A 20,563-nucleotide genomic window follows, 5' to 3' on the forward strand; every position below is an offset into this window, starting at 1 on the left:
AAGACATGGCAAGGCGGCGGCGCCTCGCGTAAAAGACGCCGTCTGTTTACCGGATCATTTTCCCGATGTCATCAATCGCGCAGCAGCTCGTTGATGCCGGTCTTGGAGCGGGTCTTTTCATCGACGCGCTTGACGATGACGGCGCAGTAGAGATGCGGCGCCGGCTGGCCGTTCGCCATCGTCGCATTGCCCGACGGCATCGAGCCGGCGACGACGACGGAATAGGGCGGCACTTCGCCGTAGCTCACCTCACCGGTGGCGCGATCGACGATCTTGGTCGACTTGCCGATGAAGACGCCCATGCCGAGCACCGAGCCTTCGCGGATGATGCAGCCTTCGACCACTTCCGAACGGGCGCCGATGAAGCAATTGTCTTCGATGATCGTCGGGCCGGCCTGCATCGGCTCCAGCACGCCGCCGATGCCGACGCCGCCGGACAGATGCACGTGCTTGCCGATCTGCGCGCAGGAGCCGACCGTCGCCCAGGTGTCGACCATCGTGCCTTCGCCGACATAGGCGCCGAGATTGACGAAGGAGGGCATCAGGATGGCGTTCGGGGCGATATAGGCCGAGCGGCGCACGACGCAGTTCGGCACGGCGCGGAAGCCGGCGGCGCGGAAATGGTTCTCGCCCCAGTTCTCGAATTTCGAAGGCACTTTGTCCCACCAGGTGGAATTGCCCGAGCCGCCCTTGACCACATCCATGTCGTTGAGGCGGAAGGACAGGAGCACGGCCTTTTTCAGCCACTGATTGACCGTCCATGCGCCATCGGCGCCACGCGTGGCGACACGGACCTTGCCGGCATCGAGCAGGTCGAGCGCTGCTTCGACGGCATCGCGGACCTCGCCCTTCGTCGACGTGTTCACATTGTCGCGATTGTCGAAGGCGGCTTCGATGGTCTTTTCGAGGGATGCGAGGTCGGTGGCGCTCATGGGAATTCCTTAAACTTCGATCTTTATCGTGGAGACGGCGCAGTCTCCGGAATTGCGGTTGGCGGGATTGTGTCCTGCTCTACAGCATGCGCCCGTAGAATGGAATGATTTTTCGGGCAGGATCAATCTGGTTTCAAGGCGTTATAGCGACATATCCGGCACTACGACCGGCAGGACTGAAAGGCATTTCGACATGGCGAAGGGACGAAACGGCGGATCGCGGCGCAAGGACGGCGTATGGGACCCGCTGAAGAGCAGCTCGACCGACAGGCAGCGCGCCGAAGCCGTGCCGAAGACGCCGCAGACGATGTCGCCCGCTTACCGCCTTGCCTATGTCGACGAGGACTTCCTCTGCCGCGAGGAGTTGCGGCCGATCCGCCTGCAGCTGGAACTGCTGAAGACGGAGATGATGCTGACGGAACGCGGCATCCGCTCCACAGTCGTCATGTTCGGCGGCGCCCGCATTCCCGCCCCCGGCCAGAGCGCCTGGGCGGCGCGCAACGATATCCAGCGCGCCAATCTGGAGGCGGCTTCCGTCTATTATGACGAGGCGCGCAAATTCGCCCGGCTCTGCTCGAAATATTCGGCGACCCTCGGGTTCCAGGAATATGTCATCGTCACCGGCGGCGGTCCGGGCGTCATGGAAGCGGGCAATCGCGGCGCGGCCGACGAGGGCGCACCCTCGATCGGCCTCAACATCGTGCTGCCGCACGAGCAGGCGCCGAACGCCTATGTGACGCCGGAGCTCAGCTTCAACTTCCACTATTTCGCCATTCGCAAGATGCATTTCATGGTGCGCGCCAAGGCGATCGCCGTCTTTCCCGGCGGCTTCGGAACGCTCGACGAATTCTTCGAATGCCTGACGCTGATCCAGACCGGCCGCATGGAGCGGCTGCCGCTGATCCTTTTCGGCGAGGCCTTCTGGCGCAGCATCGTCAATTTCGATGCCCTGGCCGAATTCGGCACGATCGCGCCTGATGACGTCAAGCTGATCAGCTTCGTCGACACGGCCGAGGCCGCGTGGAAGATCATCCAGGATTTCTATGAGCATCGCGAATAGCGTCTCGGTCGTGAGACGCGTCTCTTTCCCCGCCGGGCGGGGAAAGAGCGGGGGCAATGGTTCGCCCAGCTTTACAGAAGCGGCCTTACAGCAGCGGCCGGTCCGGCATGTCGTCGATCGAGATGACGCCGTCCTTGTTGCGGTCCATCCGCGCAAACAGCTTGTCGAAGGCGGCGACCGCTTCCTGTTTGGAGATCTGGCCGTTCTGGTCGGTATCGATCCGATGCATCATCAACGAGGCGCGCATGATGTTGCCGCCATGGCGCATCCAGCGGTGCCCGTCACGACCATCGTGCCCGTCGCGGGGCGGCCGTCCCTGGTCGTCATTGTCCGGCGTCGCGGCGGCGCTATCCCCCTTGTTTTCGCCGGCCTCCTGCTTGCGCTGATCTCGCATCGCCTGCATCTCGGTCTTCTGGTATGCGCGGATTTCACCGGGCGTCAGCGAGCCGTCATTATTGGTGTCGATCGCAGCGAAAACCTTGTCGAGGCCGGCCGTCGCCTCTTCCTTGGTGACCTTTCCGTCCTTGTTCGTGTCGAACTGCTTGAGCATCCTGACATAGGTGATTTCGAGGAAGGCGGCAGATCCTGGACCGTGTGGACCGTGCATGCCGGCGTGCTGACGCGGCCCGTCACCGGGTGCGGCATAGCCCGCTCCGGCGGCTGCGCCGAAGATGAGGGTGGAGGAAAGCGCTGCCAGTATCAGCTTGTTGCGGTACATCGTATTTGCCTTTCGTGAGGTGTCCCCTCACGAAGAAAGCTACGGCAGCAGGGCGGAAAGCCCCAGTTAAACATCGGTAAGCTGAATGAAACTTTGGTAATCCGTCAGCCGCCGAGGCCGGTGACCTTGTTGAGAAAGGCGGCGAGGTCGTCGGTGACGAAATCGATATGATCCTCTTCGCCGCTGGTCTTTTCCCACCATTCGACGAGCGTCTCTTCCAGATTGCGCGGCACCAGCAGCACGGTCTGCATGCCGAGCGCCTTCGGCACCGTCAGATTGCGCGGCAGATCCTCGAACATCGCCGCCTTGCTCGTTTCGACGCGTTTTAACGCCGTGAACTTGTCGTAGGTCGCCTGCGCCGGCTTCGGCACGTAGTCGGCGGCGACGATGTCGAAGATGTCGTCGAAATGCTCGAGAATGCCGAGCGCCTCCGCCGTCATTTCCGCATGTTTGACGCTGCCATTGGTGAAGATGAACTTGCGCCCCGGCAGCGCCTTGATCGCCTGGCCGAGTTCCGGCTGCGGCGTCAGCGCCGAATAGTCGATCGCATGCGCCTTTTCCAGAAAGTCGTTCGGGTCGATGCCGTGATGGATCATCAGCCCCTGCAGCGTCGTGCCATGTTCGAGATAATACTGCTTCTGCAGCTTGCGCGCCTCTTCCCGCTCCATCTGTAAGAGCGCGGCGACATAGGCGGTCATGTTCTTGTCGATCTGCGCGAAGAGATTGACGTGATGCGGATAGAGCGTGTTGTCGAGGTCGAAGACCCAGTCGGTAACGTGCGCGAAATCGGCTTTATCTGGTGTGCGGTCGATCTTTGTCATGGCGGACTTATGGCATGGCTGCGACCGCAAGGAAATCGACAAGAAAAAATAGACGCCCGATTTTCGGCGGACGTCGCGGGCGCGGGATGCTAGAAACGGCTATGCTGTTCGAACGCCCCGACGATGACACGCTCTATGATGCCCTGATCGCGCGTCGCGCCGATTATGAGGGACAGGCCTATGTCTGCGTCAAGACGACAGGCATCTTCTGCCGTCTGACCTGCCCGGCCCGCAAGCCGAAGCGGGAAAATACCCTCTTCTTCGAGACGATCGCCGCCTGCATGCATTCCGGCTTCCGCCCCTGCCGACGCTGCCGGCCGCTGGAGCAGCCGGGCCGGGAGCCGGTCGTCGATGCGCTGCTGGCCGCGCTTGACGGCGAGCCGGAGGTTCGCTGGACGGAGGACGAACTCGTGCGCCGCGGCCACGACCCCTCGACGGTGCGCCGCGCCTTCAAGCGGGCGCTCGGCATGACCTTCCACGATATCGTCCGTTACCGCAGGCTCGGCGAAGCGGCCCGGCAGCTGGCCGATGGCGCGCGGGTCATCGATGCGCAGATCGACGCCGGATACGAGTCTCCGAGCGGTTTTCGCTCGGCTTTCCAGCGGCTCGTCGGCAAGGCGCCGGCGCTGTCGCAGAACCGAGAACTGCTCTTTGCCGATTGGTTCGACACCCCGCTCGGACCGATGATCGCGGTTGCCGACAAGACCCATCTGCATCTCCTCGAATTTCACGATCGCAAGGCGCTGCCGAGCGAGCTCGAAGCATTGCAGAAACGCGTCCGCTCCTCGGTCGCGATCGGCCGCACCCCTGTCATCGACCAGGTCGAGGCGGAAATCCGGGATTATTTCGAGGGGCGGCTCGCCGTTTTCACGACGCCATTGGCGCTCGGCGGCACAGCCTTCGAAAAACATGTCTGGGCAAAGCTGATGGAGATCCCTGTCGGCAAGACGCGCGCCTATGGCGATCTTGCCAGGGAGATGCACAGGCCGGAGGTCGTGCGTGCCGTCGGCCGCGCCAACGGCGCCAACCAGCTGGCGATCATCGTGCCCTGCCATCGCATTCTCGGCGCGGACGGTTCGCTCACAGGTTACGGCGGCGGGCTCTGGCGCAAGCAATGGCTGCTGCGCCATGAAGAGAAGATCAGCACGCAAACAAAGATGGAGGAGACAACATGAACCAGACTGAAAAGGCCAGGGCATTCCACGCGCTGCACCAGAAGGGCAACCCGATCGTGCTTTACAATATCTGGGATGCCGGCACGGCGAAGGCGGTGGCGGAAGCCGGTGCCAGGGCGCTGGCGACCGGAAGCTGGTCGGTCGCCGCGGCCCACGGTTTTGCCGATGGTGAGAAGCTGCCGATGTCGGTGCTTGTGGAGACGGCGAAATCCATCACCGATTTCGTCGACCTGCCGCTTTCTGTCGATTTCGAAGGCGCCTATTCGGCGGAGCCCGCGGGGGCGGCCGCCAATGTCGCCAGGCTGGTGGAGGTCGGCGCCGTCGGCATCAATTTCGAGGATCGGGTCGTTGCCGGCGAGGGGCTTTATCCCGCCGAGAGCCAGGCGGCCCGCATCCGCGCCATTCGCGCTATGGCCGATGCCAAGGACATCCCTTTCTTCATCAACGCCCGCACCGACCTTTTCCTGGCCGAAAGCGATCTTGCCAAACATGCCGGCCTGGTGGACGAGGCGATCGAGCGGGGCAGGGCCTATGCGGCGGCCGGCGGCAACGGCTTCTTCGTGCCCGGCCTGATCGATCCCGGTTTGATCGAAAAGATCTGCGCGGCATCGTCGCTGCCGGTCAATGTCATGATGCGGACCGGCGCCCCCGATGTGAAAACCCTGGCAAGGCTCGGTGTTGGCCGCATCAGCTATGGGCCGGGGCCTTACCGGTCGATGATGGAAAAGCTGAAGCAGGAAGCGGCGGCGATTTATAGCCAGCCCTGAGATGTTGACGGGCCGCATCCGCAGGATAGACTGCGGCCCGCAATGACGTAGCCTTCCGCTCAGGAACGGAAGCGCAGATTGCGCCGCGTCAGCTGGTCGATCGAAGTGCAGCCCATCAGCTTCATGTCGCGTTCGATCTCGGTGCGCATCGTCTCCAGCGCCCGTTCGACGCCGGGCTGTCCGGCAGCGGCAAGCGGGAAGAGATAGTAGCGGCCGAGCCCGACGGCCTTTGCCCCCAGCGACAGCGCTTTCAGCACATGTGTTCCCCGCTGCACACCGCCATCCATCATCACGTCGATCCGGTCGCCGACGGCATCGACGATCTCGGCCAACTGGTCGAAAGCGCTGCGCGAACCGTCGAGCTGGCGGCCGCCATGGTTGGACAGCACGATGCCGGTGCAGCCGATCTCGACCGCGCGCTTGGCGTCTTCGACCGACATGATGCCCTTCAGGCAGAATTGCCCGCCCCAGGCCTGCACCATGTCAGCCACGTCGTTCCACGACATCGAGGGGTCGAGCATTTCGGTGAAGTAGCGGCTGATCGACAGGGCGCCGCCGTCCATCTTCACGTGGTTTTCGAGCTGCGGCAGCCGGAACGCCTCATGCGTCATCCAGTCGATCGCCCAGTACGGCTTGATCGCAAACTGCATCATGCCGGCGAGATTGAGCTTGAAGGGAATGGCAAAACCGGTGCGCTTGTCGCGCTCGCGGTTGCCGCCGGTGATGCTGTCGACCGTCAGCATCATCGCCTGCACGCCGGCAGTTTTCGCCCGCGCCATCATCTCGTGATTGAGGCCGCGATCCTTGTGGAAATAGAACTGGTAGACCTGCGGCCCGGCACTGAGCTGTCTGGCTTCCTCCAGGCTGATCGTGCCGAGCGAGGAGACGCCGAACATCGTGCCGTGTTTGGCCGCCGCCGCCGCCACCGCCCGCTCCCCCTGGTGGTGAAACAGCCGCTGCAGCGCCGTCGGCGAGCAATAGACCGGCATCGCCAGCTTCTGCCCCATGACCGTCACCGACATGTCGACCTCGGCCACCCCTCTGAGAACATCGGGCACCAGATCGCAGGCCTCGAAAGCCGCGGTATTGCGCCGATAGGTCACCTCGTCATCGGCAGCGCCGTCGATATAATCGAAGATCGGCCCGGGAAGCCGCCGCTTGGCCATGCGCCGGAAGTCGTGGAAATTATAGCAGTCTGTAAGGCGCATCTGTTTGCTCGACCCGTTGGTTTTCGGGCAGCAACCTAAAACACGATTCGAAATCTTGCCAAGGCTAGATCGGGCGATTTGCGGCCTGTCCGATAGGATTGTCGCTGTTTGGGCGGTTTTTGCGCGGGACGGCGCTCAGGCGATGGCGATCAACCTCCACCCCCCTGCTTCAGTGAGGCATTCTCCAACGCACCTCATCCTGAGGCGCGTAGCCCGCAGGGCGAAGCCTCGAAGGACATGCCGCAGCGCTGCTCCTTGCGTCCATCCCCTGCTGGCGCAGGTTCGCGTCGACCACTCTCGATCAGGGAACGATCAGCGTTCCGATGCCGTGCTCGGTGAAGATCTCCAGCAGGACGGAATGGGCGGTCTTGCCGTTCAGGATGACGACGCCCTGGACGCCGGCCTTGATCGCGTCGATGCAGGTCTCGACCTTGGGGATCATGCCGCCCGAGATCGTGCCGTCGGCGATCAGCGCATGGGCTTCGGCGACGGAAAGCTCCTTGATCAGCTGGCCGTTCTTGTCGAGCACGCCGGCCACATCGGTCAGGAACAGCAGCCGGGTGGCGTTCAGCGCCCCGGCAATGGCGCCGGCGAAAGTATCGGCGTTGATATTGTAGGTCGCCCCGTCGCGGCCGGGCGCAACCGGGGCGATCACCGGGATCATCTCGGAGCGGGCGAGCAGATCGAGCAGCGTGCGGTCGACCTCGACCACCTCGCCGACGAAGCCGAGATCGAGCACCCGCTCGATGTTGGAATCCGGGTCCTTGACGGTCTTGCGCGCCTTTTCGGCGAAGACCATGTTGCCGTCCTTGCCGCACAGGCCGATCGCCCATTCGCCGGTCTGGTTGATCAGCGCGACGATTTCCTTGTTGATCGAGCCGGCGAGCACCATCTCGACGATCTCGACCGTCTTCTGGTCGGTAACGCGCAGCCCGCCCTCGAATTTCGATTCGATGCCCATCTTGTTCAGCATGGCGCCGATCTGCGGGCCGCCGCCATGAACGACGATCGGGTTGACGCCCGATTGCTTCAACAGCGCGATGTCGCTGGCAAAGGCCTTGCCGAGCTCGGGATTGCCCATGGCGTGGCCGCCATATTTCACGACGATCGTCTTGTTCTCGTAACGCTGCATGAAGGGCAGCGCCTTGGCCAGAAGCCGTGCCTGCAGTTCGCTTTCGGACTCGTTCATGGGGACCCCGCGGAATTGTTCGCGGCCTTTTATCGCAAGTTTCCGACAGAGGGAACAATCCAGAGGGCAATAGTTTTTCGTATCTGGCGCGGAGCCGATGGTTTTTAGCGTCCGGCGCACCCAAGCACGATATGAGGAACGGCATGCAAGGCGATGAGATTGCAGACCTGATCGGCCGCGTCGCGCTCGGCGACCGCAGGGCCTTTGTTGCCCTTTACAATCAGACCGGACCGAAACTTTTTGCCATCTGCCTGCGTATCTTGAAGGATCGCACGGAAGCCGAAGAAGCCCTGCAGGAAGTCTATATCAGCATCTGGCAAAGGGCCGGAAGCTTCCAGGCAGCCACGGGTTCGTCCTCGGCATGGCTTTCGGCGATTGCCCGCAACCGGTCGATCGATACGCTGAGGACGCGCAAGCCTGTCGCCGACGAATTGGACAGCGCCTACGATCTTGCCGACGCCGCACCCGACCCGGAAATGCAGACGGTGACGAAGGATGAAGGAAGGCGGATTGACACCTGCATGGAAGAGTTGGAAGCTGATCGTGCGGTCGCGGTGAAACGGGCTTATGTCGAAGGGCTGAGCTATCAGGAACTGGCCGATCAGTTTGGTGTGCCGCTGAACACGATGCGGACCTGGCTCAGGCGCAGCCTGTTGAAACTGAGAGAGTGCATGGAACGATGACATCGCCCGACAAAAGCAAGGGAGACCGCTCCCGCGACGAGGTTCTCGCCGGCGAATATGTGCTTGGCGTCCTGTCGCAGCAGGACCGGCGGGTGGTGGAAGAGCGCATGCGCCACGATCGGCCCTTTGCCGCGATCGTCAGCCGCTGGGAAACCAACCTTTCCGCCTTCAATGACGAGTATGAAACCGCCGCTCCCAGCCGGGAAACCTTCAAGCGGATCGAGGCGCGGCTGTTCGGGGATGCTGAAAAACCCGCATCCTTTTCGCAAGGGCTCTGGAATTCGGCGGTTTTCTGGCGCTCGCTGAGCTTTGCCTGCATCGTCGTCGCCGTCAGCGCCGTCATCTTCGCCTCCGGCGTGGTGCCTGAGCCGCAGGGGCCGACGCCACTCGTCGCCTCGCTTTCCGGCCAGAACAGCGCCATCAATCTTCTCGCCTCTTACGAGCTGCAGAGCGGTCGGCTGAAGATCGTGCCGGTCGCCGCCGGCAAGCCGGAGGAGAAGTCGCTGGAACTCTGGCTGGTACCCGGTAGCGGCCTGCCGAAATCGCTTGGCGTCTTCCAGCCGGGCGAGAGCGGCGAACTCGTCATTCCCGCCGATCTGCGCGGCCATCTCGCCGATGGCGCAACGCTTGCCGTCAGCCTCGAACCCTTCGGCGGCTCGCCGACCGGCCAGGCGACCGGTCCGGTGATCGCAAGCGGCGCTTTACGCCGGCCATGATCGGGCACCGACCGTAATCGGCGCCGCATAAAATCATTTCTCCCGCCTGAAACTCTTCGGCGCGAACCTCCGTAGTTCGAAATGTCCGGACGACGCTCAGGCATAAGGCCCGCGGATGCTGTCCGGTGAGGAGAAAATCATGATCAAGTCCCTATTGCGCGGCTTCGCGCTTGCCGCCGCCCTGTCCGCCGTCGCCTTTGCCGCCGCCAAGAACCCCGATGTCGGCGGTGCGGCGATGTTCGCCACCAAGAACATCATCGAAAACGCCGTGAATTCCAAGGATCACACGACGCTGGTCGCAGCCGTCAAGGCAGCCGGCCTGGTCGGCACGCTCGAGGGCAAAGGCCCCTTCACCGTCTTTGCGCCGACCAACGAAGCCTTCGCCGCCCTGCCGAAGGGCACCGTGGAGACGCTGCTGAAGCCGGAAAACAAGGCGACGCTGACCAAGGTTCTGACCTGCCATGTGGTTGCCGCCGATGCGATGGCCAAGACCGTTGCCAAGATGATCAAGGATGACGGCGGCGAGCACGACATCAAGACCGTCGGCGGCTGCGTGCTGAAAGCCAGGGAAAGCATGGGCAAGATTACGCTGACCGACGAAAACGGCGGCGTCTCCCATGTCACGATCGCCGACGTCAAACAGTCGAACGGCGTCATCCACGTCGTCGACAAGGTGCTGCTGCCGAAGATGTAAATCCAGATGCGCAGTGTCCGGAAGTGTTGAGCGGTTCCGGCAGCTGGGGCGTCCTTCGGGGCGCCCCTTTATTTCCAGCGCGCGACGCCGACGGTTTCGCCGATCGCCTGGCGCAGATCGTCCAGCCCGTCGCCCTTTTCCGATGAGGTGGACAGCACGCCGGGATAGGCGGCCGGGCGCTTGCGGATCTTGTCCGCGGTCTCGGCAAGCAGCTTCGGCACGGCGGGCGCCTTGATCTTGTCGGTCTTGGTCAGCACGATCTGATAGGAGACGGCCGCCTTGTCGAGCAGATCGAGCACGTCATCGTCGTTTTTCTTGATGCCGTGGCGGCTGTCAATCAGCACATAGACGCGCTTCAGCGTCGCGCGGCCGCGCAGATAATCGAAAACCAGCTTGGTCCACTTGTCGACCATCTCCTTCGGCGCCTGCGCATAGCCATAGCCCGGCATGTCGACGATCGCCATCGGCGGCATGTCGCCGCTTTCGCCGGAAAAACCGTCCGGAACGAAATAATTGAGCTCCTGGGTGCGCCCCGGCGTGTTCGACGTGCGCGCCAGCCCCTTCTGGCCGACCAGCGCATTGATCAGCGACGATTTGCCGACATTGGAACGGCCGGCGAAGGCCACCTCAAGCGGCCCTTCCGGCGGCAGGAAGTTGAGCGACGGGACGCCCCGGATGAAGATCCATGGGTGGCCGAAGAGCGGCTTTTCGGTTTCGGGCATGCGGGCTCGGCAATCCTAGGGTTCTGTCTCTTAACCGGGCTTCGTGGTTTTGCGGACGGATGTCAAGCTTTGAGGTGGTCTGCGCTTCGCGCCTCGGTCCGCCCGGAAATGAAAAGCCCCGCCGGAGCGGGGCTTGAGAGCATCATTTCGACGGCGCCGGTTTTCGCCGGAACAAGCCCTTCAGATTGTCGAAAAGTTCGACCTTGACGCCCTGGCGCTTCATGATCACCGACTGCTGCGCGACCGAGAGCGTGTTGTTCCAGGCCCAGTAGATGACGAGGCCGGCCGGGAAGCTTGCCAGCATGAACATGAACACCAGCGGCATCCAGTTGAAGATCATCGCCTGCGTCGGATCGGGCGGCGTCGGGTTCATGCGCATCTGCAGGAACATGGTGACGCCCATGATCAGCGGCCAGACGCCGAGATGCAGAATGGTCGGCGCTTCGAAGGGCAGCAGGCCGAACAGATTGACGATCGTCGTCGGATCGGGCGCCGAAAGGTCCTTGATCCAGCCGAAGAACGGCGCGTGCCGCATTTCGATGGTGATGTAGATCACCTTGTAGAGCGAGAAGAAGATCGGGATCTGCAGCGCCACCGGCCAGCAGCCGGCGATCGGGTTGATCTTCTCTTCCTTGTAGAGCTGCATCGTCGCCTGCTGCAGCCCCATGCGGTCGTCGGCGAATTTCGCCTTCAGCTCCTCCATCTTCGGCTGCATGCGCTTCATGTTCGCCATCGACGCATATTGCTTGCTGGCGAGCGGGAAGAACAACGCCTTGACGACGATGGTGGTGCACAGGATCGCCACGCCGAAATTGCCGAAGAAGCGATAGAAGAAGTCCATCAGCTTGAACATCGGCTTGGTGATGAAATAGAACCAGCCCCAGTCGATCAGCCGGTCGAACTTCGGGATCGAATAGCTGGCCTCGTAGCCGTCGATGACAGGCACTTCCTTGGCGCCGGCGAAGACGAGGTTCTTGAGCTCGATCGATTGGCCCGGCGCAACGGTGAAGGCATCGTCCTTGTAGTCGGCCTGATAGCGCGGCTGACCATCGGCAAAATGCGAAAAGCGCGCTTCATAGGCTGACGTCTGCGGCGGAACGATCGTCGCGGCCCAGTATTTGTCGGTGATGCCAAGCCAGCCGCCGGTCGATTTCGGCGGCATGACGGCTTCCTTCTCGGCGGCGGTATATTTGGTTTCGACCAGGCCGTCGTCACCGATGACGCCGATGAAGCCTTCATGCAGCACGTAGACGGAGGGCGTCGTCGGCTTGTTGTAACGCGTGACACGGCCGTAGGAAGACAGGGATACGGGAGCTTGGCCGGTATTTTCGATCTTGTCGGCGACGGTGAACATGTAGCGTTCGTCGACGGAAATCGTCCGGGTAAACGTCAGGCCCTTGTCGTTGGTGTAGGAGAGCGTCACCGGGGTCTTGTCGGTGAGCTTGGCGCCCTCGGGCGCGGTCCAGAGCGTCGAGGCGCCGGGAACGCTGCCCGTCGCGTCGCTGCCGATATAGCCGAGCTCGGTGAAGTAGCCGTCCTTGGTTTCGGCCGGGCTGAACAGGGTGATGGTCGGGCTCGAGTCGTCGACGGTCTCGTGATAGCCCTTGAGCTTCAGGTCGTCGAGCCGGGCGCCGGCAAGGTTGATCGAGCCGGAAAGCGCAGGGGTATCGATGACGACGCGCGGGTTCTTTGCGAGCGCCTGTTCGAGCGTCGCGGTGGCGACGGCCTGACCGGAGGGCGCCGTACCGCTGGTCGGAGCCGGCGTCGCGCCATCGGCTGCGGGCTGCTGCACCTGTTCGGTCTTCTGCTGCGCCTTCTGGGCTTCCTGCGCCTTGCGCTGGGCCTCGATGCGCGGATTCATATAGAGAAACTGCCAGCCGAGGACGATCAGCACCGAGAGAGCGATCGCAATGAAGTAATTGCGGTTTTTTTCCATCATACGTTCCTGGGGCGTCCATCTCCGGAGCGCCGGGGTTTCGGCCTGGTTTCCACGCGAAATTTCAGTTCCGCGGCCAATTCTTTGAAGGACGCCTCAAGCACGTCCCTGCGCGCGACAACCACATAGTCGTGTCCGGGCTGCATTGCAAACCCCGCATGAAGCCGCACCGCCTCTTTCAGGCGGCGGCGCATACGGTTGCGTTCGACTGCGTTGCCATGTTTTTTGGTGACTGTGAAGCCGACGCGGGCTTGGCTGTCGGGTTCCTTCCGGTCGAGGACTTCGAGAAGGAAGAGGCCGCCGCGGCGTTTTTCGCCTTCGCGTACGGCAAGAAACTGCGGGCGGCTTTTCAGCCGCCCGACAGTGTGTTTTTTTTCATTGGTCGTCAATTCGCCCGCCATCTCTACTCGGGCAACCCGGCCTTAAGCCGAAAGACGCTTGCGGCCCTGCGCGCGGCGGCCGGCGATGACCTTGCGGCCACCCTTCGTGGACATGCGCGCACGGAAGCCGTGGCGACGCTTGCGAACAAGCTTGGATGGTTGGTAGGTACGCTTCATTTATTTAAACACCGCGGAGTGCGGCCCTTCTTGAATTTGCACAATGCAAGGAGCGTTGTTTTTCGAACGGGCGGGCCATGAAAGGCCTGAATGACCGGACGTGCGGCGGCTTATACGGACGAAGCCGGTGAAAGTCAATTATACGCGATAATTTCACTTTGCGCGGCCGGCTCGACAAGTATTTTCGCACTCTGGTGTTAAGAAATTCGACCTGCGCCGATTGGTTGTGCTTTGCCGTCGCTGCAGATCGATCGCCCGGTTTTCAGGGCTTTTCGCGCCCTCGTCAGGGCCGGCATGGATAATTTTCCCCGGCCATAATCGTAAATATTGGCAATCGAACTTTAATCAATTTCACCGATATTCGGATCATCGGCTGGCAATTTGCTTTCCAGGCAGTGGCGTAGGTAGGAGACAGTGCATTGAAGATCCGCGGCAAAATTAATCTGCTGGTATGCGTGATGGGCTCCGTCGCGCTTCTGATCGGCGCAACGGCCTTGTCGGCCATGCACGAATATAGCCGCAACCTGACGGCTTACGAGCAGGCTGCCGCCCGCGCCTATGCCGGTGAACGCCTCAACCGCTTCGTCACCGCCGTGGTGATGGAATCGCGCGGCATCTATGCGGCGAAGACGATCAAGGATACGCCGAACTTCGCCAAGGGCCTGCTGGCCGGCCTCGACGAGATCGACAAGGTCATCGCGGGCTGGGCGCCGCTGGTGCCGGAGGAGGAGAAGGGTGATTTCGCCAAGCTTGCCGCCCGCGCCGCAGAATTCCGCACCTTCCGCGCGGAAACGGCCCGGCTCGGCACCGAAGTCGGCCCCGAGGCCGCCAGCGCCCAGGGCAACAATGAAGCCAACCGCGCCAACCGCAAGGCGTTCCAGGCTGAGATCGACGCGGTCGTCGCCATCGACAAAGCCGCGCTGGAGACCGTCAACGCCGAGATCGAGAGTTTCCGCTCCTGGGTGCTGATGCTCGTCCTCAGCATTACCGGCATCGGCATCGCGGCCGGCATCGGCATGGGCTTTTATATCGGCACCAGCCATCTGAGCCGCCCGATCAAGCGCGTCACCGATGCGATCAAGGCCGTCGCCGACGGCAATTTCGAAGCCGAGGTTCCCTTTGCCGGGCGCCAGGACGAAATCGGCGAGATGGCCGCGGCGGTCGCGGTCTTCAAGCAGAACGGCCTTGCCGTCAAGCGCCTGAACGCCCAGGAGGCGGCCATGCGCGCCAAGAGCGACGACCTGCAGTCGAGCATGTCGGTCGTCGTCGCCGCGGCTGCGGCCGGCGATTTCAGCCACCGTATCAGCAAGGACTATGAGGACGAAAACCTCAACCAGTTCGCCGGCAATATCAACACGCTGCTGTCGAGCGTCGATACCGGTATCGGCGAGACCCGCCGTGTGATTGCAAGCCTTGCCGAAGGCGACCTCACCCAGACGATGCGCGGCAGTTTCCAGGGTGCCTTCGCCGAGCTGCAGCAGAACGTCAACAACACATTCGTCACCTTGCAGGCGACGATGCGCGAGGTGCGCGAGACGACGGAAGCGATGAACGGCAACACCGCCGAGCTGCGCAATGCCAGCGACGACCTGTCGAAGCGCACCGAGCAGCAGGCGGCCGCCCTCGAACAGACGTCAGCAGCGCTCGATCAGATCACCGCCGTCGTCCAGAACTCCACCGAGCGGGCGCATGAAGCAACCGTCATGGTTTCCGAAGCCAAGGACAAGTCGGGTGCATCAGGCGTCGTCGTGCGCAACGCCGTCGAGGCGATGGGCCGGATCGAGCAGGCCTCGCGCGAAATCAGCCAGATCATCAATGTCATCGACGAGATCGCCTTCCAGACCAATCTTCTGGCGCTGAATGCCGGTGTCGAAGCAGCCCGCGCCGGTGAGGCCGGCAAGGGCTTTGCCGTGGTCGCCCAGGAAGTGCGCGAACTTGCCCAGCGTTCGGCAACCGCCGCCAAGGACATCAAGGCGCTGATCACCAAGTCGGGCGACGAAGTGCAGGTCGGCGTCAAGCTGGTGCAAGCGACCGGCGAGGCGCTGGCGGAAATCGGCACCCGGGTCATCGCCATCAACGACCATATCCATTCGATCGCTACGGCTGCGACCGAGCAGTCGACCGGCCTCAAGGAGGTCAATACCGCCGTCAACCAGATGGATCAGGTGACACAGCAGAATGCCGCCATGGTGGAAGAGACCTCCGCCGCCACGCACAGGCTGTCGGCCGAAGCTGGCGGGCTGGTCAGCCTCATTGCCCGCTTCAAATTGTCGGACGACGCCCCGACACCGGTGGCGCTGGTCCGCAACGAGCCGCAACGGCCGGTCGCCTCTCCCGCCCGCCGCGCGATCGCCAAGGTCGCCCGCGCCTTCGGCGGCAACGCTGCCGCGGCAGAGCAGAGCTGGGAAGAGTTTTGATCCTTACTGATCACTCGCCATTTTTAACGCCGCCTCCGGGCGGCGTTAGTTTTTCTGCCCGGTCCGCGCCGGGCAAAGACCCCGCCCCAAATCCCTCCCCACAAGGGGGAGAGGCTTAACCTGTCGCACCCGCGCTTCCCACTTCGTCGTCTCATCCGCGGAAAGGCTGATATTTGCTGCGCGGGCGCCGCAAATTAGTCCCTCCCCCTTGTGGGGGAGGGGTTGGGGGGGCTTTCACTCCTCTCGGGCGGCGTTTCTTTGTGACGACGTGACGCTGCTCGCAAAGATTTGAAAGCGGAGGCTTTTGGTCTAATATACAGCTCCAACGGTGAGGGCGGCTGCAGTGCTGCCGATCGGGCGAGACCAGAATGCCGGTACAAGATCAGGGCGACAATCCTTCGGCGGAAACCACCGCGGCCGGCGAGACCGCCAGGGCGCCGTGCCCGTCTGCCGGCAGATTCGGCGGAATGTTCGGCGGATTGTCGGGCAAGCTGCTCTGGCTCACCGTCGTCTTTATCATGCTCGCCGAAATCCTGATCTTCTTCCCCTCGGTCGCCAGCATGCGGATACGCTGGCTGCAGGACAGGCTGAACACGGCCGCCGCCGCCGCCATCGTCATCGATGGGTTGCAGCCGGTCGAGCTGCCGCGCGCCCTGCAGAAGGAAACGCTCGAGGCGACCGGCACCAAGGCGATCGTGCTGCGCAAGGACGGGACCTCGCGGCTGCTGGCGACGACCGATATGCCGACCTCGGTCGATGAAGCCTATGATCTGACCGATGTGCCGCCGGCAACGGCGATACGCGATGCGCTCGACACCTTGATCTTCGGCGGCAGCAGGATGATCCGCGTCTATGGCCCCGTCGGCGACACCAATACCGGCGTCGAGGTGGTGATGAAGGACAGGCAGCTGCGCACGGCGATGTTTGCCTATTCCCGCAACGTTCTCCTGCTGTCGGTGCTGATCTCGCTCTTCACCGCGACGCTGATCTTCTTTGCGATCAACCGCATCCTGATCGGCCCTATCCGCCGGCTGACCGGCAGCATGCAGCAATTCTCCTCCGATCCCGAAAACCCCGCCCATATCTATATCGGCGATGGCGGCCGCGACGAACTGGCGGTTGCCGGCCGCAACCTCACCTCGATGCAGATGGAGCTGCAGAAGACGCTGAAGCAGCAGAAGAACCTCGCCGCTCTCGGCCTTGCCGTCTCCAAGATCAATCACGACATGCGCAACATCCTGGCCTCGGCGCAGCTGATGTCGGACCGGCTGGTCGACGTCGACGATCCGATGGTGAAAAGCTTCGCCCCGAAGCTGTTGCGCACCATCGACCGCGCCGTCGGCTATACCACCGAGGTGCTGTCCTATGGCAAGGCGAGCGAATCCGCCCCGCGCCGCCGCCATATCCCGCTTTTGGAACTCACCCAGGACGTCAAGGACATGCTGGCGATCGATCCGCAAAGCGGCATCGAATTCTCAGAGCAGATCGCCGCCGATCTCAAGGTCGACGCCGATGGCGAGCAGTTGTTCCGGGTCATCCACAATCTCTGCCGCAATGCGCTGCAGGCGCTGACCGCGCCGGGCGAGGGCGCCCCGGGTACGGTCAGGCGCATCACCGTCGCCGCCCAGCGCGTCGGCAGCGTCGTCAGCATCACGGTGGATGATACCGGTCCCGGCATGCCATTGAAGGCGCGCCAGAACCTCTTTGCCGCCTTTCGCGGCTCCGCCCGCTCCGGCGGCACCGGCCTCGGGCTGACGATCGCCCGCGAGCTGGTGCTCGCCCATGGCGGCACGATCGCGCTGGTGGAAAAACCGACTGTTGGAACCCAGTTCCGCATCGAGATCCCCGATCGCCCGGTTTCGCTGGAGGATTACCGCAGCCGGACGCACATCGAAAAGTGACAGGATTTCGAAAGCCGCGGCCGCAAATTATGAAACGCGCGATTTTTTCCGAAATGCTCTTGCATTGTCCCCAAGGACGCTTTAGAGGATCGCCCACGCAAGCGGCACCGCCGCACTTGCACGCACCCGTAGCTCAGCTGGATAGAGCACCAGACTACGAATCTGGGGGTCAGGAGTTCGAATCTCTTCGGGTGCGCCATTTCCTTTTTATCAGCTTTAATTCCGCTTGGCTCCCGAAAGGGAACGCCATCTGACGTGTGCCTCTGATACTGTGTGTAGCTGACCGAGCATTTTTCCCACGGGCCAGCGGAGGAACTGTGTCCGGTGACAGCTGTGGGGCGCAGGAAGTTTGCCGTGGCAATTTCAGAATTATGGACGGTCTCCAACCAACATCAATTTCCCTTGCCGGACTTTCAGAACGGCGATGAAATCAGATTTCCCGGCGCTTTGGTGTCGGCATTGCTTGATCGGTTTACAAAATCAGGAGACGCCGTCTTCGATCCCTTCGTGGGCTTGGGGACCACCTTCTTTGTCTGCGAGCAGAGGGGCAGAATCCCTTATGGGATAGAAGCCGACCGGCAGAGATATGAATGGGTCAGGGAACGCATAACGACAAAGGATCATCTCTTCTGCGGCGATAGCGCGGAGCTGGCAGCCTTCGACCTTCCCGAGATGGATTTTTGCATTACGTCGCCGCCATACATGCCCCATTGGCATCAATGGAACCCGCTTCATAACGGCGATCCGGATTATGATGGCTATGACGTTTATCTCAAAAGAATGCAGGAAATATACGGCCGGATCTGCAAACGCATGAAGACGAACGCTTATCTTGTCGTTCAGGCCGACAATCTGACCAACGAACAATTCTCTCCCCTTGTCTGGGATCTGGGAAGAGCTTTGTCGGAGGTCATGACGCTTGAAGGGGAAATTGTGGTGAATTGGTCTGAAGCGGTGGAAAGCGGCAACCGATTCACCCAGTGCCTCGTGTTCAAGAATGCAAGCGGATGAAAAGTTTGCCGCGACCGCAACTCCAGTGACCGCCCAAGGCAGCGAAGCGGCAAACTATTGCTTGGCCGGGAAGTCTCTTTCATAGTCTTCCCTTTCTTTCTTCCCGAATACGGAAGAGTAATAGCCGCTGCAAACCAGATATGAACACTCATCCGGGTTGCCCGTTTGCCATCCCGGCAGGCAGAGTACGACGCGTTGGAATTTGGCGTTGCAAAGGCCGTGGTTTGCCAAGAGCCGCGGCTCGTTTTCGAAATACGCGCTTATGGCTTTCTGGCGAGTCCATGCGGGAACGACTTTCCAATCAGCGGCGCCGCCCTCAGCGCTCACATTGCCGGTCGCACAGAGCGACCAATTCGAAATCACGACCGGCTGATCGCAGGAAAAAGCCTGAACGGCGCTTCCCAGCAGGATCGACACCAATGCCAGCAGCCGCTGGCCATCGACCATGGCGCTCTTCTTCCTCATGCCGACCTTTCGCATCCTGCCCTCCACCGCGTGCAATTTCCTGTCCCTGACGGGATCAGGCGATCTCAAAAATACCCTAAGATTTTTTTCCTAGTTCATGAAACGTTCTTACGCTAGATTCTTGCCGTTGCAACCATGGAATGTTGAATGTCGAAGAATATGTGGCGATTTGCCGATGTGGACGCTGGAGCGAACTTTCCCCACCGCACGCGTGAAAGAACGACAAAAGCCACACCAGTGTCGGAACCGCCGGCTCGTGCCCTTGCTGGAGGCATCAGGCCCAACAGAGTCCAAATGCCTTTGCCTACTCCTTGATCGGGATGCCGGCTTCGATCGCAGCTTCGATAAAGGCCTGCCGCGCCTCTTCCCGGTTTCGTTTGCCCGACATGACATCCGCGCAAACCGCGCACGCCCGATCCAGCGCCGGACCCTCTTCGGTCGGCCAGTCTTCGACCAGCGCCCATGTTGCGGCCTGGGTCGTCTGGATGACCACCCACTGATCCGGGCCTTCAAGGGCGAGTGTTACCGGCTTCTTCCAAATGGTTTGCATTGTCTCAGGATCTCCGCTGCGTGCCCTTTGCCGCATCCTCACATAAGGCGGTTTATCCCGCGTGGCGAGACGACGGCTTGAATGAGCTGCTTTTTTCGAGCAAAGCCGACTGCAGGCTTATGCGGCGCCTCTCAAAAATCCTGGGCGAATTCGCACGCCAGCAATGTCTTGCCCGGCAAGGCGTCCCCTTGGCGGGCGACGATCCGGACTTTTCCGGGACCGGCAAGTCCCGGTTCGGGCTGCTGATCGGCGGGAAGCTCGCGCGAATAACCCTTGGTGGATGTCCCAAGCAGGTCCGAGGTCTCCGGCTTCAACCGGTATTTTTTCGCCAGATCGTCAGCGCGTTGGCCCTCGACCAAAATTCCGACCGCATTGCTGGCAAAGAAAACCTCTGTCGACTTGAAGCCGTCGCGGCCGATCTGGCTCGGGATCTTGTAGATCGCCGCACCGAGCGACGAGCTGTCCGGCTTGGCCAGAGCTTCCGCGGCATCGTAAATCTCCGTTGCCGATGTCATCGAATAGGGCGGTTTGCACAGGGCGGCATCGAAGAACTTCTCTTTGGCCGGACCGGCCATGAGGTCTTCGGTCTGAAATGTCGCAAAAGCGATGCTGAGCGAGAAGGCAGTGAAGCGAATGAATTGGGCGTTGCGCATGTGATATTCCCGAGGTGGCTTGGTCGCATTCGTCGCGAGTTTCAGATGCTTACGGGATTTGCAGCGGCTGTACCACCTTGAGTTTAGCCTTTGGTCTTTTCGAAGGCGCCGCCAAATGTTTAATTGGAGGCCGCCGTCCGGCTAGGATAGAGCGGCTCCGCTTGTCGAGGCAGAGCGTCACAGTGTTCTTACGACGGCGGGAGAGCCATGATCGCAGCCTATATCGATGAAATCATCATGTTTTGCGCCGGCCTGTGGATGACCTCGGTGGGCTTTGGCTATCTGCCGCTGCCCGGCTACTCCGCCAATCCGCCTCTAGTTCGTCACTTCAAGTGGATGGGCCCGATGCTGCTCGTCATCGCCATCGTCCTGGCCGCCGCGTCATAGG

22 protein-coding genes and 1 tRNA gene are annotated in these 20,563 nt (G+C 61.8%); 11 read left to right on the forward strand and 12 right to left on the reverse strand.

The annotated features are described in order from the left end of the window. Nucleotides 1-71: 71 nt before the first annotated feature. Nucleotides 72-932 carry a 2,3,4,5-tetrahydropyridine-2,6-dicarboxylate N-succinyltransferase gene (gene dapD / locus BBJ66_RS02125; RefSeq protein ID WP_049730667.1) on the reverse strand — a complete coding sequence of 287 codons (861 nt, stop codon included), beginning with the start codon at nucleotides 930-932 and terminating at the stop codon, nucleotides 72-74. 193 nt (nucleotides 933-1,125) lie between these two features. Here dapD and BBJ66_RS02130 point away from each other — a divergent pair, with 193 nt between their 5' ends. Continuing rightward, nucleotides 1,126-1,992 carry an LOG family protein gene (locus BBJ66_RS02130; protein ID WP_049730666.1) on the forward strand — a complete coding sequence of 289 codons (867 nt, stop codon included), beginning with the start codon at nucleotides 1,126-1,128 and terminating at the stop codon, nucleotides 1,990-1,992. 85 nt (nucleotides 1,993-2,077) lie between these two features. On the opposite strand, the gene BBJ66_RS02135 is transcribed toward BBJ66_RS02130, so the two are convergent. Beyond that, nucleotides 2,078-2,710: an EF-hand domain-containing protein gene (locus BBJ66_RS02135; RefSeq protein ID WP_071084643.1), complete on the reverse strand. Its 633-nt coding sequence runs from the start codon at nucleotides 2,708-2,710 to the stop codon at nucleotides 2,078-2,080. Between the two features lie 104 nt (nucleotides 2,711-2,814). Next, on the reverse strand, nucleotides 2,815-3,531 hold the full coding sequence (locus tag BBJ66_RS02140; RefSeq protein WP_049730664.1) for a pyrimidine 5'-nucleotidase: 717 nt from the start codon (nucleotides 3,529-3,531) through the stop codon (nucleotides 2,815-2,817). A gap of 101 nt (nucleotides 3,532-3,632) precedes the next feature. Here BBJ66_RS02140 and BBJ66_RS02145 point away from each other — a divergent pair, with 101 nt between their 5' ends. Both BBJ66_RS02145 and BBJ66_RS02150 read left to right on the forward strand, forming a co-directional pair. Continuing rightward, complete coding sequence (locus BBJ66_RS02145) at nucleotides 3,633-4,706, forward strand: bifunctional transcriptional activator/DNA repair enzyme AdaA (RefSeq protein ID WP_071084645.1); 1,074 nt, start codon at nucleotides 3,633-3,635, stop codon at nucleotides 4,704-4,706. Further along, nucleotides 4,703-5,473: an isocitrate lyase/PEP mutase family protein gene (locus tag BBJ66_RS02150; RefSeq protein ID WP_071084647.1), complete on the forward strand. Its 771-nt coding sequence runs from the start codon at nucleotides 4,703-4,705 to the stop codon at nucleotides 5,471-5,473. The genes BBJ66_RS02145 and BBJ66_RS02150 overlap by 4 nt, the downstream gene beginning before the upstream one ends. 59 nt (nucleotides 5,474-5,532) lie before the next feature. Here BBJ66_RS02150 and BBJ66_RS02155 read toward each other — a convergent pair whose 3' ends face one another. Both BBJ66_RS02155 and argB read right to left on the reverse strand, forming a co-directional pair. Further along, on the reverse strand, nucleotides 5,533-6,681 hold the full coding sequence (locus BBJ66_RS02155; RefSeq protein WP_071084649.1) for an alpha-hydroxy acid oxidase: 1,149 nt from the start codon (nucleotides 6,679-6,681) through the stop codon (nucleotides 5,533-5,535). 301 nt (nucleotides 6,682-6,982) lie between these two features. After that, the gene (gene argB / locus BBJ66_RS02160; protein WP_003570750.1) at nucleotides 6,983-7,870 is read right to left on the reverse strand and encodes an acetylglutamate kinase; all 888 of its coding nucleotides are present in this window, start codon (nucleotides 7,868-7,870) and stop codon (nucleotides 6,983-6,985) included. A 143-nt stretch (nucleotides 7,871-8,013) separates the two neighbouring features. On the opposite strand from argB, the gene BBJ66_RS02165 reads away from it, so the two are divergent. The 3 genes from BBJ66_RS02165 (at nucleotide 8,014) to BBJ66_RS02175 (ending at nucleotide 9,963) form a co-directional block, all read left to right on the forward strand. Beyond that, entirely contained in the window at nucleotides 8,014-8,553 is a 540-nt protein-coding gene (locus BBJ66_RS02165; RefSeq protein ID WP_049730660.1) for a sigma-70 family RNA polymerase sigma factor, read from the forward strand. Next, nucleotides 8,550-9,269: an anti-sigma factor gene (locus BBJ66_RS02170; RefSeq protein WP_071084651.1), complete on the forward strand. Its 720-nt coding sequence runs from the start codon at nucleotides 8,550-8,552 to the stop codon at nucleotides 9,267-9,269. The genes BBJ66_RS02165 and BBJ66_RS02170 overlap by 4 nt, the downstream gene beginning before the upstream one ends. A 139-nt stretch (nucleotides 9,270-9,408) precedes the next feature. Further along, complete coding sequence (locus BBJ66_RS02175) at nucleotides 9,409-9,963, forward strand: fasciclin domain-containing protein (RefSeq protein WP_071084975.1); 555 nt, start codon at nucleotides 9,409-9,411, stop codon at nucleotides 9,961-9,963. 68 nt (nucleotides 9,964-10,031) lie between these two features. On the opposite strand, the gene yihA is transcribed toward BBJ66_RS02175, so the two are convergent. The 4 genes from yihA to rpmH all read right to left on the reverse strand — a co-directional run bounded on the left by yihA (nucleotide 10,032) and on the right by rpmH (nucleotide 13,178). After that, complete coding sequence (yihA, locus tag BBJ66_RS02180) at nucleotides 10,032-10,685, reverse strand: ribosome biogenesis GTP-binding protein YihA/YsxC (protein WP_071084653.1); 654 nt, start codon at nucleotides 10,683-10,685, stop codon at nucleotides 10,032-10,034. A 142-nt stretch (nucleotides 10,686-10,827) separates the two neighbouring features. Continuing rightward, nucleotides 10,828-12,621: a membrane protein insertase YidC gene (gene yidC / locus BBJ66_RS02185; protein WP_071084655.1), complete on the reverse strand. Its 1,794-nt coding sequence runs from the start codon at nucleotides 12,619-12,621 to the stop codon at nucleotides 10,828-10,830. Next, nucleotides 12,621-13,022 (reverse strand): ribonuclease P protein component, encoded by a 402-nt coding sequence (gene rnpA, locus BBJ66_RS02190; RefSeq protein WP_049730655.1) that lies wholly within the window; start codon nucleotides 13,020-13,022, stop codon nucleotides 12,621-12,623. Before rnpA ends, yidC begins: the two co-directional genes overlap by 1 nt. 21 nt (nucleotides 13,023-13,043) lie before the next feature. After that, nucleotides 13,044-13,178 carry a 50S ribosomal protein L34 gene (rpmH, locus tag BBJ66_RS02195; protein ID WP_003570740.1) on the reverse strand — a complete coding sequence of 45 codons (135 nt, stop codon included), beginning with the start codon at nucleotides 13,176-13,178 and terminating at the stop codon, nucleotides 13,044-13,046. Nucleotides 13,179-13,597: 419 nt separating this feature from the next. On the opposite strand from rpmH, the gene BBJ66_RS02200 reads away from it, so the two are divergent. The 4 genes from BBJ66_RS02200 (at nucleotide 13,598) to BBJ66_RS02215 (ending at nucleotide 18,507) form a co-directional block, all read left to right on the forward strand. Then, nucleotides 13,598-15,595 carry a methyl-accepting chemotaxis protein gene (locus tag BBJ66_RS02200; protein WP_049730654.1) on the forward strand — a complete coding sequence of 666 codons (1,998 nt, stop codon included), beginning with the start codon at nucleotides 13,598-13,600 and terminating at the stop codon, nucleotides 15,593-15,595. Nucleotides 15,596-15,963: 368 nt separating this feature from the next. Beyond that, nucleotides 15,964-17,496, forward strand: a complete 1,533-nt coding sequence (locus BBJ66_RS02205; protein WP_071084658.1) for an ATP-binding protein — start codon at nucleotides 15,964-15,966, stop codon at nucleotides 17,494-17,496. Nucleotides 17,497-17,618: 122 nt separating this feature from the next. Further along, a tRNA-Arg gene (locus BBJ66_RS02210) sits at nucleotides 17,619-17,695 on the forward strand. A 155-nt stretch (nucleotides 17,696-17,850) separates the two neighbouring features. After that, nucleotides 17,851-18,507, forward strand: coding sequence for a DNA methyltransferase (locus tag BBJ66_RS02215; protein ID WP_071084659.1), 657 nt, complete (start codon nucleotides 17,851-17,853; stop codon nucleotides 18,505-18,507). 54 nt (nucleotides 18,508-18,561) lie between these two features. Here BBJ66_RS02215 and BBJ66_RS02220 read toward each other — a convergent pair whose 3' ends face one another. The 3 genes from BBJ66_RS02220 to BBJ66_RS02230 all read right to left on the reverse strand — a co-directional run bounded on the left by BBJ66_RS02220 (nucleotide 18,562) and on the right by BBJ66_RS02230 (nucleotide 20,175). Then, the gene (locus tag BBJ66_RS02220) at nucleotides 18,562-18,987 is read right to left on the reverse strand and encodes a hypothetical protein (RefSeq protein ID WP_071084661.1); all 426 of its coding nucleotides are present in this window, start codon (nucleotides 18,985-18,987) and stop codon (nucleotides 18,562-18,564) included. Nucleotides 18,988-19,276: 289 nt separating this feature from the next. Further along, a complete protein-coding gene (locus BBJ66_RS02225) occupies nucleotides 19,277-19,522 on the reverse strand; it encodes a DUF982 domain-containing protein (RefSeq protein WP_003588894.1) in 246 nt (81 codons plus the stop codon). A gap of 131 nt (nucleotides 19,523-19,653) precedes the next feature. After that, nucleotides 19,654-20,175 carry a hypothetical protein gene (locus tag BBJ66_RS02230; protein WP_071084663.1) on the reverse strand — a complete coding sequence of 174 codons (522 nt, stop codon included), beginning with the start codon at nucleotides 20,173-20,175 and terminating at the stop codon, nucleotides 19,654-19,656. Between the two features lie 207 nt (nucleotides 20,176-20,382). Here BBJ66_RS02230 and BBJ66_RS02235 point away from each other — a divergent pair, with 207 nt between their 5' ends. After that, nucleotides 20,383-20,562, forward strand: coding sequence for a hypothetical protein (locus BBJ66_RS02235; protein ID WP_049730639.1), 180 nt, complete (start codon nucleotides 20,383-20,385; stop codon nucleotides 20,560-20,562). Nucleotide 20,563 lies beyond the last annotated feature (1 nt).

The organism is Rhizobium sp. RSm-3 (assembly GCF_001854685.1).
Taxonomy (GTDB): domain Bacteria; phylum Pseudomonadota; class Alphaproteobacteria; order Rhizobiales; family Rhizobiaceae; genus Rhizobium; species Rhizobium ecuadorense.